12 protein-coding genes are annotated in these 15,186 nt (G+C 74.0%); 10 read left to right on the top strand and 2 right to left on the bottom strand.

Annotation, left to right across the window (positions count from 1 at the left end):
- Positions 1-11: 11 nt before the first annotated feature.
- Positions 12-542 carry a cysteine dioxygenase family protein gene (locus ABZ858_RS03375; protein ID WP_361372019.1) on the bottom strand — a complete coding sequence of 177 codons (531 nt, stop codon included), beginning with the start codon at positions 540-542 and terminating at the stop codon, positions 12-14.
- Between the two features lie 668 nt (positions 543-1,210).
- On the opposite strand from ABZ858_RS03375, the gene ABZ858_RS03370 reads away from it, so the two are divergent.
- The 3 genes from ABZ858_RS03370 (at position 1,211) to ABZ858_RS03360 (ending at position 7,035) form a co-directional block, all read left to right on the top strand.
- Positions 1,211-1,474 carry a WhiB family transcriptional regulator gene (locus tag ABZ858_RS03370; RefSeq protein ID WP_003975777.1) on the top strand — a complete coding sequence of 88 codons (264 nt, stop codon included), beginning with the start codon at positions 1,211-1,213 and terminating at the stop codon, positions 1,472-1,474.
- Positions 1,475-1,681: 207 nt separating this feature from the next.
- Entirely contained in the window at positions 1,682-5,491 is a 3,810-nt protein-coding gene (locus ABZ858_RS03365) for a glycosyltransferase family 2 protein (RefSeq protein WP_361372016.1), read from the top strand.
- Positions 5,488-7,035, top strand: coding sequence for a DUF5719 family protein (locus tag ABZ858_RS03360; RefSeq protein WP_361372013.1), 1,548 nt, complete (start codon positions 5,488-5,490; stop codon positions 7,033-7,035). The genes ABZ858_RS03365 and ABZ858_RS03360 overlap by 4 nt, the downstream gene beginning before the upstream one ends.
- A 400-nt stretch (positions 7,036-7,435) precedes the next feature.
- Here the strand turns inward: ABZ858_RS03360 and ABZ858_RS03355 are convergent, their stop codons facing one another.
- Entirely contained in the window at positions 7,436-7,885 is a 450-nt protein-coding gene (locus tag ABZ858_RS03355) for a metallopeptidase family protein (RefSeq protein ID WP_361372912.1), read from the bottom strand.
- A 294-nt stretch (positions 7,886-8,179) separates the two neighbouring features.
- On the opposite strand from ABZ858_RS03355, the gene ABZ858_RS03350 reads away from it, so the two are divergent.
- From ABZ858_RS03350 to ABZ858_RS03320, 7 genes are all read left to right on the top strand, one after another.
- A complete protein-coding gene (locus tag ABZ858_RS03350) occupies positions 8,180-8,605 on the top strand; it encodes a DUF3499 domain-containing protein (RefSeq protein WP_361372010.1) in 426 nt (141 codons plus the stop codon).
- A gap of 135 nt (positions 8,606-8,740) precedes the next feature.
- Positions 8,741-10,108, top strand: coding sequence for a phosphomannomutase/phosphoglucomutase (locus tag ABZ858_RS03345; protein ID WP_361372007.1), 1,368 nt, complete (start codon positions 8,741-8,743; stop codon positions 10,106-10,108).
- A gap of 141 nt (positions 10,109-10,249) precedes the next feature.
- Positions 10,250-10,420, top strand: a complete 171-nt coding sequence (locus ABZ858_RS03340; RefSeq protein WP_361372004.1) for a Trm112 family protein — start codon at positions 10,250-10,252, stop codon at positions 10,418-10,420.
- 161 nt (positions 10,421-10,581) lie between these two features.
- Positions 10,582-11,709 carry an SIS domain-containing protein gene (locus ABZ858_RS03335; protein ID WP_361372002.1) on the top strand — a complete coding sequence of 376 codons (1,128 nt, stop codon included), beginning with the start codon at positions 10,582-10,584 and terminating at the stop codon, positions 11,707-11,709.
- A 51-nt stretch (positions 11,710-11,760) separates the two neighbouring features.
- Positions 11,761-12,912, top strand: coding sequence for a mannose-6-phosphate isomerase, class I (gene manA, locus ABZ858_RS03330; protein ID WP_361371999.1), 1,152 nt, complete (start codon positions 11,761-11,763; stop codon positions 12,910-12,912).
- 135 nt (positions 12,913-13,047) lie between these two features.
- Complete coding sequence (locus ABZ858_RS03325) at positions 13,048-14,028, top strand: cation diffusion facilitator family transporter (RefSeq protein WP_361371996.1); 981 nt, start codon at positions 13,048-13,050, stop codon at positions 14,026-14,028.
- Positions 14,029-14,287: 259 nt separating this feature from the next.
- The coding region (locus tag ABZ858_RS03320) for an adenosylhomocysteinase (RefSeq protein WP_361371993.1) at positions 14,288-15,186 on the top strand (899 nt) is incomplete at its 3' end.

Raw genomic sequence — 15,186 nt, 5'->3', positions numbered from 1 at the left:
CCCGGCCCGCCTCACACGTTGACGGCGCCCGCCGTCCCGAGGGCGGCGCCGGCGCACCGGGCGGCGCTGTACACGGTGTGCGCGGAGTGCATGGGCATCTCCGTCAGGCCGGGGAAGTAGACGTGCAGGCTGACCGCCGGGCGCAGGGCGTCGTTGACGACCTCGTGCACGTATCCCGGGGCGAACACGCGCTGCGCGCCGGCCTCCAGTGCGCGCCCGCCCTGCCGGGTGCGCTCGGTCAGCGTGCCCTCCAGGACGGTCAGCACCCCGGAGGAGCGGCCGTGGTCGTGCACACCGCTGCCCTGTCCGGGCACCCAGGACAGCAGCCAGATCTCGTAGCCGGGGCCGGTGCGCAGCCGGTGGTACCAGCGGGTCGTGGCGTCGTACCGCACCAGATGCGCCCACTGCGCGCGGTCGGCCGCGACCGCGCGGGCCAGGCCGGCGAACTCGGCCACGGTGGCCGGGTGCGCGCGGGGGGCCTGCAGGAGGTGGGGGACTTCGAGCAGGTCGCCGGCGATCTGGAGGTCGCTGTCGCTGTTCATGGGGTGCGGTGGTTCCTCGGAGGAGAAGGTCTGCGGGAACGGGCACCGGGCCGCGAGGGGGACCCGGCGGCGGCTGGAGTGCGCGGGAGCGCGTGACTCAACAGCCGCGGCAGCGACAGCTACAGCGAGCGCGGGCAGCACCGTGGGACCCGGCGGTGCGGGTCGAGGTGAGTGCCGAGTTCGCGAGCATGCCCACAAGGACACCGGTTCACACCACGACTGTCAACTCATCGCCCGGTATGTGGGACATGTTTCACCTCATCCGGTTCATCTCGCAGATGAAAGGTTTGCTCAGCGGGAGGCCGGGACACAAGGCGCACAAGCCTGGCGCGCAAGCCCCGTTGCGATCCCGTGATCCGACTGTGATCTGGTTCGCTTCGGCGCGCGTGCCGGAACGGGATGGAAGACGTGGGCGTCCTTCCCGGTGCGGGCTCCGCCGGGACCCCGCGCGGGACGGAAGGTCTTGGGGACCTCCTCCAGGTGTCAAGGTTTATGCCGATTTGAACACTTTCCGCATCGCCTTGGTTCCGCAGAGTGAATCAGGGCCCCAATAGCAGATCCCGGCTTGACTCGCCCGGAGCAGCACACTTGTAATTTCACTCGTGTCGTTCGGCCGGTATCGGTAACGGCTACATCACGGGGACGCGAAAGACAGACGAGGGGCGCACATGACCGAGCTGGTGCAGCAACTGCTGGTCGACGACGCGGACGAGGAACTCGGCTGGCAGGAGCGCGCGCTGTGCGCCCAGACCGACCCCGAGTCCTTCTTCCCCGAGAAGGGCGGCTCCACCCGCGAGGCCAAGAAGGTCTGCCTCGCCTGCGAGGTCCGCTCCGAATGCCTTGAGTACGCCCTCGCCAACGACGAACGCTTCGGCATCTGGGGCGGCCTGTCCGAGCGCGAGCGCCGCCGCCTGAAGAAGGCCGCGGTCTGACCCTTTCCTGACCCCTTTTCCCCGGGGCCTTCCCCGGGATTCACCCCGGGCGAACGTCACGAACGGCCCGTCGCAGGTGGGTTGTCCACAGGCGGCGGGCCGCCGTCATGGTCAGCCAGTAGTGTGGTCGCTCGTCCGAGACGCCCCGCTGCCCCCAGGGAGCGCAGGCGTCCACCGCAGTCCACCGAACCGGGGCCGTGTATCTCGATGTCCGTGCACAGCCGTAGGGCAGCCCACTACGACGCCGCAGCGCAGTCGGACCCCACGCGCGCGGCACAGTTCGCTCCGACGCCGTCCGACCCCGCCCGCCCGCCGGAGTACCCGCGGCACGTCGTGACCGCCGTCCTCGTCTCCCACGACGGCGCCCGCTGGCTGCCCGACGCGCTCACCGGCCTGCTCGGCCAGGAGCGCCCCGCGCAGTACGCGGTGGCCGCCGACACCGGCAGCGCCGACACCTCCGCCCAGGTCCTGGCCGACGCCCTCGGCGCCGACCGCGTGCTGCACCTCGCCCGGCGCACCGGCTTCGGCCAGGCCGTCGAGGAGGCCGTGCGCGCCGCCCCGGTCCTCACCCCCGACGAACTGCCGTACCTCAAGCGCCCCAGCGGCTGGGACCCCCACTCCCGCACCTGGCGCGACGACACCTACGACCTGCCCGAACTGCCCCACGGCGAACCCGTGCAGTGGCTGTGGCTGCTGCACGACGACTGCGCCCCCGAACCCGACGCCCTCGCCCAGCTGTTGCGGGTCGTCGACAACGAGCACGAGCTGGGCCGCGACGACGTGGCGGTGGTCGGCCCCAAACTCCGCGGCTGGTACGACCGCAGACAACTGCTCGAAGTGGGCGTCAGCATCGCCGACTCGGGCCGCCGCTGGACCGGACTCGACCGCCGCGAACAGGACCAGGGCCAGCACGACCACGTCCGGTCCGTGCTGTCGGTGTCCACCGCCGGCATGCTGATCCGCCGTGACGTCTTCGAGCAGCTCGGCGGCTTCGACCGCCGGCTGCCCCTGATGCGCGACGACGTCGACCTGTGCTGGCGCGCCCACGCCGCCGGCCACCGCGTCCTGATCGCCCCCGACGCCGTCGTACGGCACGCCGAGGCCGCCTCCCGCGAACGCCGTACCGTCGACTGCGTGGGACGCACGGCAGCCTCCCCGCACAAGGTCGACAAGGCCGGCGCCGTCTACACCCTCCTCGTCAACAGCCGTACCGCGGTGCTGCCCTGGGTGCTGCTGCGCATCGTCGTCGGCACCCTGCTGCGCACCGTCGCCTACCTCGTCGGCAAGGTCCCCGGTCAGGCCCTCGACGAGATCCGCGGCCTGGCCGGCACCCTGCTGCGCCCCGAGCGGATCGTCGCCGGCCGGCGCGGCCGCGGGGCGTCCCGGCTCGACAAGGGCGAACTGCGCGCGCTGTTCCCGCCCCCGGGCGCCACCGTCCGCGCCACCGTCGAACAGGTCGCAGGCAACCTCGTCGGCGGCTCCGACCCCGAGGTCTCCTCGGCCGGCCGGCACGGCGGCGCGGTCGAGTCAGGACCCGGCGGCGACGACGCCGACTTCCTGGAGATCGAGCAGTTCGCCCGGCTCAAGCGCATCGCCCGCAAACCCGGCCCGGTGCTCTTCCTGGTGCTGCTGCTCGTCTCCCTGATCGCCTGCCGCGGCCTGCTCGGCGGCGGCGCGCTCAGCGGCGGCGCCCTGCTGCCCGCCCCGGCCGGCTCCTCCGACCTGTGGTCGCGCTTCCTCGACGCCTGGCACCCGGTCGGCGCCGGCGGCACCCCCTCCGCGCCGCCCTACCTGGCGATGATCGCGCTGCTGGCCTCCCTGCTGCTCGGCTCGACCGGTCTCGCCGTCACCGTCCTGCTGATCGGCTCGGTGCCGCTGGCCGGCGTCACCGCGTACTTCGCCTCCCGCCCGCTCGTCCCCTCCCGCCTGCTGCGCGCCTGGGCCGCCGTCGCCTACGCCGTCCTGCCCGCGACCACCGGCGCCCTGGCCGGCGGCCGGATCGGCACCTCGGTGCTCGCCGTGCTGCTGCCGCTCATCGCCCGCGCGGGCATCGCCGCCGCCGGCCTCACCGGCGGCTCCAGGACCCGCGGCAGCTGGCGCGCCACCTGGGCGTACGCCCTGCTGCTGACCATCACCACCGCCTTCACGCCCGTCGTGTGGCCCATCGCGCTGGTCCTCGGCCTCGGCGTGCTGGCCGTGCGCCGCCGCGACCCGGTCGCCCACGGACTGCGGTTCCTGGCCCAGCTGGGCACCCCGCTGCTGCTGCTCGCGCCCTGGTCGCTGACGCTGCTGCCGACCGGCTTCCTCAAGGAGGCCGGACTGGAGTACGGCTCCTCGGCCGCCTCCGCCCTGGACCTGCTGGGCGCCACCCCGGGCGGCCCCGGCACCGTGCACGGCCTGATGCTCATCGGCATCGTCCTGGCCGCGCTGGCCGCCCTGCTGCGCGCCGAGCGCCGGGCCGCCGTCTGGACGGCCTGGACCGTCGCCCTGGTGGCGCTCGTCTTCGCGGTGCTGTCCAACGCCTCCGCCTGGGCCGGCCCCGCCACCCTCGTCTACGGCATCGCGCTCCTCGCCGCCGCCCTGCTCGGCGCCGACGGGGCACGCGCGCGCGTGGCCGAGCAGAGCTTCGGCTGGCGCCAGCCGGTCGCCGCGCTGATCGCGTTCGCCTCGGCCGCGGGACCCCTGCTCGTCGTCGCCGGCTGGATGATCCGCGGCGCCGACGGCCCGCTGGAGCGGCGCGACGCGGTGCAGGTGCCCGCGTTCGTCGCGGAGGAGAGCAGCACCCGCGACCAGGCCCGCACCCTCGTCCTCGACAGCGACTCCGCCGCCCACGTCGGCTACATGCTCGTCCGCGGCTCCGGAGTCCGCCTGGGCGACGCCGAACTGGCCGCGGCGGCCGGGCACAACGGCAAGCTCGACAAGGTCGTCGCCAACCTGGTCGCCGGCTCCGGCGCCGACCAGTCCGGCCAGCTCGGCGGCTTCGCCGTGCGCTACGTCCTCGTCCACAAGGGCGCGCCCCGCGAGATCAGCCGCGTCCTGGACGCCACCCCCGGCCTGTCCCGGCTCAGCCAGCAGGACGGCAGCGCCCTGTGGCGGGTGAACCAGGAGGTCTCGCGCGCCGCCGTCGTCCCGGCCTCGGGCTCCGGCCCGGCGCAGCCCGTCGCCGCCGGGCCGGTGCGCGTCCACACCGACATCCCGGCCGGCTCCGGGGACCGCGTGCTGCGCCTGGCCGACTCCGCCGACCCCGGCTGGACGGCCTCCCTGGACGGCAGGCCGCTCACCCGCACCACCGTCGACGGCTGGGCCCAGGGCTTCAAGCTCCCCGCCTCCGGCGGACGGCTCGACGTGACGTACGACGACCCGGTCGGCCACACCGCCTGGCTGTGGGTCCAGGGCGCGCTCGCCCTCGTCCTGGTCGTGCTCGCCCTGCCCGGCCGCCGCCGTGACGTCGACGACGACCTGCCCGAGGAGCGGCCCGTGCCCGTCCAGGCGGCCACCGGGGAGGGCCGCCGGGCCCGCAGGCTGCGCGCCCAGGCGGAGAGCGAGGCGGCCGGCCAGGAGACACTGCGGTCCGCCCCGGACGACCTGCCGCCCGCCCCGCAGGAGGCCCCCGCCGCCGTCCCGCACCAGCAGTCCTACGGCGGGTGGGACACCACCGCCGACCCCGCCGCCGGCACCGACGCCTACGCCGGAGCGGAGGCGACGCCGCAGTACGACGCCTACGGCGAGCAGTACCAGGGCGCCGCCCAGCCCCAGCAGTACCCGGCGGGCGCGTACGACCAGACGTACCAGGGCGGCCAGGGCGACCCCTACCAGGGCGGCGGCCAGTACGACCCGTACGCGTACGGCGGCCAGCACCCCACGGCCGCCTACGGCCAGACGTACCACCAGGGCCACCAGGGCCAGCACGGCCAGCACGGTCAGCAGGGGTACGAGGAGCAGCCGTACGACCCGGCCCAGCACCACCCGCACGGCAACGGCAACGGCAGCGAGCGCCCCGACGGGAGCCAGCAGTGAACCGCACGACCCTGTCCCTGATCGCCGGAGTGGCCGCGCTCGCCGCCGTCACCGGATTCGCCGCGCTGGACACCCCCGACGCGGCGGGCGCGGGTACCGCCGGGGCGGCCGCCCGGCTGCCCGTCGAGCGCACCACCCTGGTCTGCCCGTCGCCGAGCAGCTCGGACATAGCCGACACCGCGTACACGTCCTTCACCCCCGTGACCCGGGGCACCGGCAGCGGCGGCACGGCCCGGCTCACGTCGGCCGACGCGCAGACGGACTCCGGCACCGCGGACGCCACGAATGACGACCAGGGCAAGGGCGGCAAGGACAAGGGCAAGGGCAAGGACGCCGGCAAGAAGGCGGCCGAGCCCGCGCTCCAGCCCAAGGACCCGGGTACGCCGGTCACCGGGGACACCTCGGGCGCGGACGCGCCGGCGCTGATCGGCACCGCCGAGGGCAGGTTCGCGCCCGGCTGGACCGTGCAGCAGACCACCGAGGTCGCGGCGGGCGCCGGACGCGGCCTGCTGGGCGTGGCGTGCACCCCGCCGGACACCGAGTTCTGGTTCCCCGGCGCGAGCACCGCGGCGAGCCGCTCGGACTACGTCCACCTGACCAACCCGGACGACTCGGCCGCGGTCGTCGACATCGAGCTGTACGGCAAGGACGGCGCCGTGAAGTCGACGGCCGGGGACGGCATCACGGTCGCGCCGCACTCCAGCGAGCCGGTCCTGCTGTCCACGCTCGGCGACGCACCGCAGGACGACCTCACCGTGCATGTGAGCGTGCGCAGCGGCCGGGTCGGCGCGGCGGTGCAGGCGCTGGACCAGAAGACCGGCGGGGACTGGCTGGCCGCCGCCACGGACCCGGCCGGCAGCCTGGTGCTGCCGGGCATCCCCAAGGACGCCACCTCGGTCCGGCTGATCGCGTTCACGCCCGCCGACGCGGACACCGACCTCAAGCTGCGGCTGGCCTCGCCGACCGGGCTGATCACGCCCGCGGGCCATGAGACCGTGCACCTGAAGGGCGGTATGACCACCGCCGTCGACCTGGGCCCGCTCACCCGTGGCGAGGCGGGCTCGCTGGTGCTGACCCCGGCCTCCGGCTCCGTGCCGGTGGTCGCCGCGCTGCGGGTGACCGAGGGCAAGGGCGACAAGCAGGAGACCGCGTTCATCCCGGCCTCCGCGCCGATCGGCACCCGCGCGACGTCGGCCGACAACAGCGCGAAGGGCTCGACGCTCTCCCTGACGGCGCCGACGGCCGCCGCGCAGGTCAAGGTCACCGCGTCCGCGGGCAGCGGGGGCGGTACGGCGGTGTCGAAGACGTACACCATCAAGGCGGGCACCACCCAGGACATCGCCCCGCCGCAGCCGGCCGGCCTCAAGGGCACGTACGCCCTGACGGTGGAGCGGCTGTCCGGCGGCCCGGTGTACGGGGCGCGCACCCTCACGGCGACCGAGGAGGGCGTCCCCGGCATCACGGTCCAGACGCTGCCCGACGACCGCGGAACGGTCTCGGTCCCGCGCACGGACCAGGACGTGTCGGTCCTCCAGAAGCCATGACGCCACCGGCACCACACCGACGAACCTGACGGCCCCCGGCCGCCCCACCGGCCGGGCGGCCCCACCGGCCGGGCAGTCTCACCGGCCGGTCCGCCTCATCAACGGGTTCGCCCTACCGGCCGGGCCGTCTCACCAACGGGTTCGCCCCACCGGCCGGGCCGTCTCACCAACGGGTTCGCCCCACCGGCCGGGCCGTCTCACCAACGGGTTCGCCCTACCGGCCGGGCAGTCTCACCGGCCGGTCCGCCTCACCAACGGGTTCGCCCCACCGGCCGGGCCGTCTCACCAACGGGTCCGCCCTACCGGCCGGGCAGTCTCACCGGCCGGTCCGCCTCACCAAGGGGTCCGCCCCACCGGCCGGTCCGGCCCACCAGGATCGGCCCGGAGGAGACGCCCCCGCTCATTCCTCCCCGTACCGCGGATCCACCGTCTCCGGCGTCAGCCCCAGCAGGTCGGCGACCTGCTCGACCACGATCTCGTGGACCAGAGCGGCCCGTTCGTCACGGCCCTTGCTGCGGATCTCCACCGGCCGCCGGTAGACGACCACCCGCGCCCGCCGCCCCTCCCGCGCGGGGAAGGTGTCCCCGAGCGGCACCGGCTCATCACTCCAGGACTGCTCGGGGCCGGGCGGCCGCGGCACCTCCAGGACGAGGAAGTCGATCTCGGTGAGCTGCGGCCACCGCCGCTCCAGCCGGTCCACGGAGTCCTGCACGAGGTCCGCGAACGCCTCGGCGCGGCTCGCGGCGAGCGGCACCTGCGGCGGCGCGATCGGGCCGCGCATGCCCCGGCCGTGGCGATCACGCCGGCGGGGCCCGGGGCCGGTGGCACGGGGCGGTACACGGTTGTCCATCACTGACGAAGCGTAGTCCTCACCGCCCCGCCCCGCCCGGTCACGCGCGCGGTCCCGGACACCGCGCGCCACCCGTCGGGACCAGTGGCCCGGCGCGGATTCCGGCCAAGCTCGGACTCGATTCCGTATCTCTCCAAGACCGCCGCTCTCAAGGCAATTGACGGTTTTTGTACCCACTCGTGACTGGAACAAGGGGTGTTCGGGATCCGGTGATCGTCCGTCGCCGCAGGTCAGTAAGGTAGACCCGAAGGGATGTGTGGGGTGTTTCACAGCACGACACGGGGGAGTGACCTGGTGGAGAGTCGTCGCGGCCCGCTCAAGAGTGCGGTACCGTCCAACGTCGTGAGCCCTGTACGTCGCTGTTCGCGCACCGCTTGCGGCCGTCCCGCCGTAGCGACGCTGACGTACGTCTACGCCGACTCGACCGCGGTCCTCGGCCCGCTCGCCACCTACGCCGAACCCCACTGCTACGACCTGTGCGCCGAGCACTCCGAGCGCCTCACCGCCCCGCGCGGCTGGGAAGTCGTCCGGCTGCTCGACGGTTCGGCCCCCGCCCGCCCCAGCGGCGACGACCTCGAAGCGCTCGCCAACGCCGTGCGCGAGGCGGCCCGTCCGCAGGAGCGCGCCGCCGGGGCCGGTGGCGGCGGCGGGCGCGGGGCGGACCCGATGGAGGTCGCGCGCCGCGGCCATCTGCGGGTGCTCCGCTCCCCGGACAACTGACAAAACCGTTCACCACCACGCCAGTCGAGCGCCGGCGGCGTACCACAGCACCCCTCCGGCACGGTTCGTGCGCCGGCTCCACCGCCCGGGACGGGTAGTTTGTGGGGACGGATTGGGACTTCGGAAGGGCTGGCCGTGACTGCTGCCGATCTGTCGCAGATCATCAAGGCGTACGACGTGCGCGGGGTGGTCCCGGACCAGTGGGACGAGTCGCTGGCCGAGCTGTTCGGGGCGGCCTTCGTCCAGGTGACCGGCGCCGAAGCCATCGTGATCGGGCACGACATGCGGCCCTCCTCGCCCGCCTTGGCCCGCGCCTTCGCGCGCGGCGCGGCCCGGCGCGGGGTCGACGTCACCGAGATCGGCCTGTGCTCCACGGACCAGCTGTACTACGCCTCGGGCGCGTTGGGCCTGCCGGGCGCGATGTTCACGGCCTCGCACAACCCGGCGCGGTACAACGGCATCAAGATGTGCCGCGCGGGCGCGGCCCCCGTCGGCCAGGACACGGGACTGGCCGAGATCCGCGAACTGGCCGAGCGCTGGCGCGAGTCGGGCCCCCCGGAACCGGTACGGCGCACGGGAACGTCCACCCGGCGCGACACGTTGGAGGAGTACGCGGCCCACCTGCGCTCCCTGGTCGACGTCACCTCCATCCGCCCGCTGAAGGTGGTCGTCGACGCGGGCAACGGCATGGGCGGCCACACCGTCCCCACCGTCCTGACCGGCCTGCCCGTCGACCTCGTCCCGATGTACTTCGAACTGGACGGCACCTTCCCCCACCACGAGGCCAATCCGCTGGACCCGGCCAACCTCGTCGACCTCCAGCAGCGGGTCCGCGCCGAGGGCGCCGACCTCGGCCTCGCCTTCGACGGCGACGCCGACCGCTGCTTCGTGGTCGACGAACGCGGCGAGCCCGTCTCCCCGTCCGCGGTCACCGCGCTGGTCGCCGCCCGCGAACTGGCCCGGCACGGCGGTCAGGGCGTGGTCATCCACAACCTCATCACCTCCTGGTCGGTCCCCGAGGTGGTGAAGGAGCACGGCGGCACACCGGTGCGCACCCGCGTGGGCCACTCCTTCATCAAGGCCGAGATGGCCAGGGCGGGCGCGATCTTCGGCGGCGAACACTCCGCGCACTACTACTTCAAGGACTTCTGGAACGCGGACACGGGCATGCTGGCCGCCCTGCACGTCCTCGCCGCGCTGGGCGGCCAGGACGGCCCGCTGTCGGCGCTCGTCGCCCAGTACGACCGCTACACCGGTTCCGGTGAGATCAACTCCACCGTCGACGACCAGGCCGCCCGCCTCGCCGCGATCAGGACCGCCTACGCCGGCCGCGCCGACGTCACCCTCGACGAACTCGACGGCCTCACGGTCACGTCCGCCGACTGGTGGTTCAACGTCCGCCCCTCCAACACCGAACCGCTGCTCCGCCTGAACGCGGAAGCCCGCGACGAGGCGACGATGGCCAAGGTCCGCGACGAGGCCCTGGCGATCATCCGGGGCTGAACCCCGTACCCGCGCACCGCCCCCGGCCGGCCCGCCCGCGGTCCCGCCCGCGACCCCGTCACCGGCTCCCCGACCGGCGGTACCCTGACCAGGCACGTCCGTACAACCCCATACGCACCCAGCGCCCCGAAGGGAACCCCCATGCCGCTCGAAGCCGGCCTTCTGGAGATCCTCGCCTGCCCGGTCTGCCACGCCCCCCTCACGGAGCAGGACACCGAGCTGATCTGCACCGGCCAGGACTGCGGCCTGGCCTACCCCGTCCGTGACGGCATCCCGGTCCTGCTCGTCGACGAGGCCCGCCGCCCCGCCTGACCGAGGACGCGACGGCCCGGCGCACCGACGCCGCCCGAGGACCCGCTCGTGCGGGGACCCGCGCCGCTGTCCCGCCGTCGCGCCGCCGCCAGGACCCGCCGTCCCGACGCCCTGACGTTCCGACGCCCCGGCGCTCGGCGCCCGATCGGAGGCTGCCGCCCATGCTCGACGAATCGCTGCTCGACGCCCCGGAGACGCTCGCCGACGCCGACCGCCGCGGACTGCTCCGCGGCGCCGCCGAAGCCGGCGCCCGCGTCCGTACCGCCGCCCGGCACGCCACCGAGGCCGGAGTGGGGGAGCTGCGGCCCGACGGCCGCCCCCGCGCCGTCCTGATCGCGGGACCGGGCGCCGCCGCCACCCAGGCCGCCGACCTGCTCGGCACCCTCGCGGGCGGCGGCAGCCCCGTCACCCGGCTCGCCCCCACCGGCGTCGCCTCCGCCGCCGGCGCCCTGCGCTGGGAACTGCCCGGCTGGGCCGGCTCCGTCGACCTGCTGCTCATCGCCACCCCCGACGGCACCGAACCGAGCCTCGCCCTCCTCGCCGAACAGGGCTACCGCCGCGGCTGCACGGTCGTCGCCGTCGCTCCGGCCCGCACCCCCCTCGCCGCATCCGTCGAGGGCGCCCACGGCCTGTTCATCCCGATGGCGACCGCCCCCTACGACCACGACGAGCCCCTCGCCGGAGCCGCCCCCGGCGTGCTGTGGGCGCTGCTGACCCCGCTGCTCGCCCTCCTGGACCGCGTCGGCCTGCTCACCGCGCCGCCCGACGCCCTGGAGGCGGCCGCCGACCGGCTCGACCGCATCGCAGAACGCTGCGGGCCCGCGATCGCGACCTACGGCAACCCGGCCAAGACCCTCGCCGCCGAACTCGCCGACGCCCTGCCGGTGATCTGGACCGAGGGCCTCGCGGCGGGCCCGGCCGGCCGCCGGTTCGCCGCCGGGCTCGCCGAACTGTCCGGCGTCCCCGCCGTCGTCGCCGAACTGCCCGAGGCGCTCGCCGTGCACAGCGCCCTGCTGGCCGGCCCGCTGGCCGCCAGCGCCGACCCGGACGACTTCTTCCGCGACCGCGTCGACGAGGCGCCCGCGCTGCACGCGCGCGTGGTGCTGCTGCGCGACCGCCCGCTCGGCGGTGTCACCGCCGCTCCCGCCGCCCGTGACCTGGCCCTCAGCCACGACACGCCGATCAGTGAGCTGGAGCCCGAGCCCGGTGGCGAGATCGAGACCCTCGCGGAACTGATCGCCGTCACCGACTTCGCCGCCGTCTACCTGGCACTCGCCTCCGGCGCCTGACCCGGCCCCCGGAGAGAACCCGCCGCGAGAGACCCCCGCAGAGAGAAGCGCATGGACCGCCTGGACAACACCATCCGCCCCTACGCCTGGGGTTCCCCCACCGCCATCCCCCATCTGCTCGGCACCGAGCCGAGCGGGCAGCCGCAGGCGGAGATGTGGATGGGCGCCCACCCCGGCGCTCCCTCGCGCACCCCGCGCGGCACCCTCGCCGAGGTCATCGAGGCCGCCCCCGAACGGGAACTGGGCGCCGGGACGGTCGCCAGGTTCGGCCCGCGCCTGCCCTTCCTGCTCAAGATCCTCGCCGCCGGCGCCCCCCTCTCCCTCCAGGTCCACCCCAACCTCCAGCAGGCCCAGGAGGGTTACGCCGACGAGGAGCGCCGCGGCATCCCCGCCGACGCCCCGCACCGCAACTACAAGGACGCCAACCACAAGCCCGAATTGATCTGCGCGCTCACCGAGTTCGACGGCCTGTGCGGATTCCGCGCCCCCGCCGAGGCCGCCGACCTGCTCGCCGTCCTCGCCGTGGACTCCCTCAAGCCCTACGTCGACCTGCTGCACGCCCACCCCGAGGAAACGGCCCTGCGCGAGGTGCTCACCGCGATCCTCACCGCCGACCGCGAGGAGATCGCCCACACCGTCCACGAGGCCGCGGCCGCCTGCGCCCGCCTCGGCGGCGACCACGCCCCCTACGCCGCCCTCGCCCACCACTACCCGGGCGACCCGGGCGTCCTCGCCGCGATACTCCTCAACCACGTCCGGCTCCAGCCCGGCGAGGCCCTCTTCCTCGGCGCCGGCATCCCGCACGCCTACCTCGACGGGCTCGGCGTGGAGATCATGGCCAACTCCGACAACGTCCTGCGCTGCGGACTGACCCCCAAGCACGTCGACGTCCCCGAACTCCTGCGCGTCGTCCGCTTCGAGCCCGGTGACCCCGGCGTGCTGCGCCCCGAGGCCGGCTCGGACGGCGAGGAGGTCTACGAGACCCCCGTCGACGAGTTCCGCCTCTCCCGCTACGTCCTCGCCGAGGGCGCCGCCGCCCGCGACCTCACCCTCGCCGCCCCGCAGATCCTGCTCTGCACGGCCGGTTCCGTGCGGGCCGGCGCCCACGACCTCGCCCCGGGGCGGTCCGTCTTCGTCCCCGCCGGCGAGAAGGCCGAGGTGTCGGGGACGGGCACGCTCTTCCGGGCCACGGTCGTCGTCTGAACGACCGGGCGTACCGCCACCGGGCCGGGCTGCAACAATGACCCACCGGCAAAGCACGGGCAAAGGGCCGGCCGCCGGCACGGATGCGTGCGGCACAGCCACGTACGTACGAAGGCGAAGGGACAACGCGGACACATGAGCGCGTCAGGCGGCACCAGGGCGATCGTGGCGGCACTCGGCTCCAACCTCGCGATCGCGGTATCGAAGTTCGTGGCCTTCGCCTTCAGCGGCTCCTCGTCGATGCTCGCCGAGGGCGTGCACTCCCTCGCCGACTCCGGCAACCAGTTCCTGCTGCTCATCGGCGGCAAGAAGGCCCAGCGCGAGGCCACCGAGCAGCACCCCTTCGGCTACGGCCGCGAACGCTACATCTACGCCTTCCTGGTCTCCATCGTCCTGTTCTCCGTCGGCGGCATGTTCGCCATCTACGAGGGCTACGAGAAGATCAGCCACCCCCACCCCCTGGACAACTGGTACTGGCCGGTGGCCGTCCTCCTCTTCGCGATCTGCGCCGAGGGCTTCTCCTTCCGTACGGCCATCAAGGAGTCCAACGAACTGCGCGGCAGGCTCTCCTGGGCGCAGTTCATCCGCCGCGCCAAGGCGCCCGAACTGCCCGTCGTCCTCCTGGAGGACTTCGGCGCGCTGATCGGCCTCGTCCTCGCCCTCGGCGGCGTCGGCCTCTCCCTGCTCACCGACGACGGCGTCTGGGACGGCGTCGGCACCGTCTGCATCGGCGTCCTGCTCGTCGCGATCGCCCTCGTCCTGGCCGCCGAGACCAAGTCGCTGCTGCTCGGCGAGTCCGCCGGCGCCGACGTGGTCCGGCAGATCAAGGACGCCACGGTCGACGGCGACACCGTCACCGGCGTCATCCACATGCGCACCCTCCACCTCGGCCCCGAGGAACTCCTCGTCGCCGCGAAGATCGCCGTCCGGCACGACGACACGGCCGCCGAGATCGCCACCGCCATCGACGCCGCCGAGGCCCGCATCCGCACCGCCGTCCCCATCGCCCGGGTCATCTACCTCGAACCGGACATCTACAGCGAGGCCGAAGCCGCGAAGGGCGCCGACCCGGAGGCGACCCCCGGCGGACCGGACCGGCATCCCGCCGGCCACTGACCCCGCTACCGAACGGCCCTCGGTGTCCCGAGGCGGACTGGGGCCGCCCGGCTTCCCGGTGTAGCTTGGGACAGAGCCAGACGTCGCTGCTGATGGCGGTCGGGCGGCCCACGACGGGCCGGCCGAGGGAGAGAGGGCCTCCGACGGACTGCGCTGCGCGCACGCGGGCATGCCTCGTGTCCTCCCCGGGCACCCCTGTGTCCGCCGCCGCGCAGGTCAGCCGTACCCACCTCGCCCCAACCCCGAGGAGCAGCTCGCAATGACGACTGTCGACAACCGACAGGACTTCAAGGTCGCCGACCTCTCCCTGGCCGTCTTCGGCCGCAAGGAGATCACCCTCGCCGAGCACGAGATGCCCGGCCTGATGGCGATCCGCAAGGAGTACGCCGAGGCGCAGCCGCTGGCCGGCGCCCGGATCACCGGCTCGCTGCACATGACCGTCCAGACGGCCGTGCTGATCGAGACGCTGGCCGCGCTCGGCGCGCGGGTCCGCTGGGCGTCCTGCAACATCTTCTCCACCCAGGACCACGCGGCCGCCGCGATCGCCGTCGGTCCGGACGGCACCCCGGAGAATCCCCGGGGCATCCCGGTCTTCGCCTGGAAGGGCGAGAGCCTGGAAGAGTACTGGTGGTGCACGGAGCAGGCGCTGACCTGGCCGGACAGCCCCACCGGCGGCCCGAACATGATCCTGGACGACGGCGGCGACGCCACCCTCCTGGTCCACAAGGGCGTCGAGTACGAGAAGGACGGCAAGGTCCCCTCCGTCGACACCGCCGAGTCCGACGAGCACCGCGTCATCCTCCAGCTGCTGACCCGCACCCTGGGCGAGAACCCCCAGAAGTGGACCCAGCTGTCCTCCGAGATCCGTGGTGTGACGGAGGAGACCACGACGGGTGTGCACCGTCTGTACGAGATGCAGCGTGACGGCATCCTGCTGTTCCCCGCGATCAATGTGAATGACGCGGTGACGAAGTCGAAGTTCGACAACAAGTACGGGTGCCGGCATTCGCTGGTGGACGGGATCAACCGGGCGACGGACGTGTTGATCGGCGGGAAGACCGCGGTGGTCTTCGGGTACGGGGATGTGGGCAAGGGCTGTGCGGAGTCGCTGCGCGGTCAGGGTGCCCGGGTGATCGTGACGGAGATCGACCCGATCTG

Source organism: Streptomyces sp. NPDC047017 (genome assembly GCF_040644175.1).
Classification (GTDB): domain Bacteria; phylum Actinomycetota; class Actinomycetes; order Streptomycetales; family Streptomycetaceae; genus Streptomyces.
Note: the sequence above shows the minus strand (reverse complement) of the source record. Positions and strands in the feature narration are given on the sequence as shown.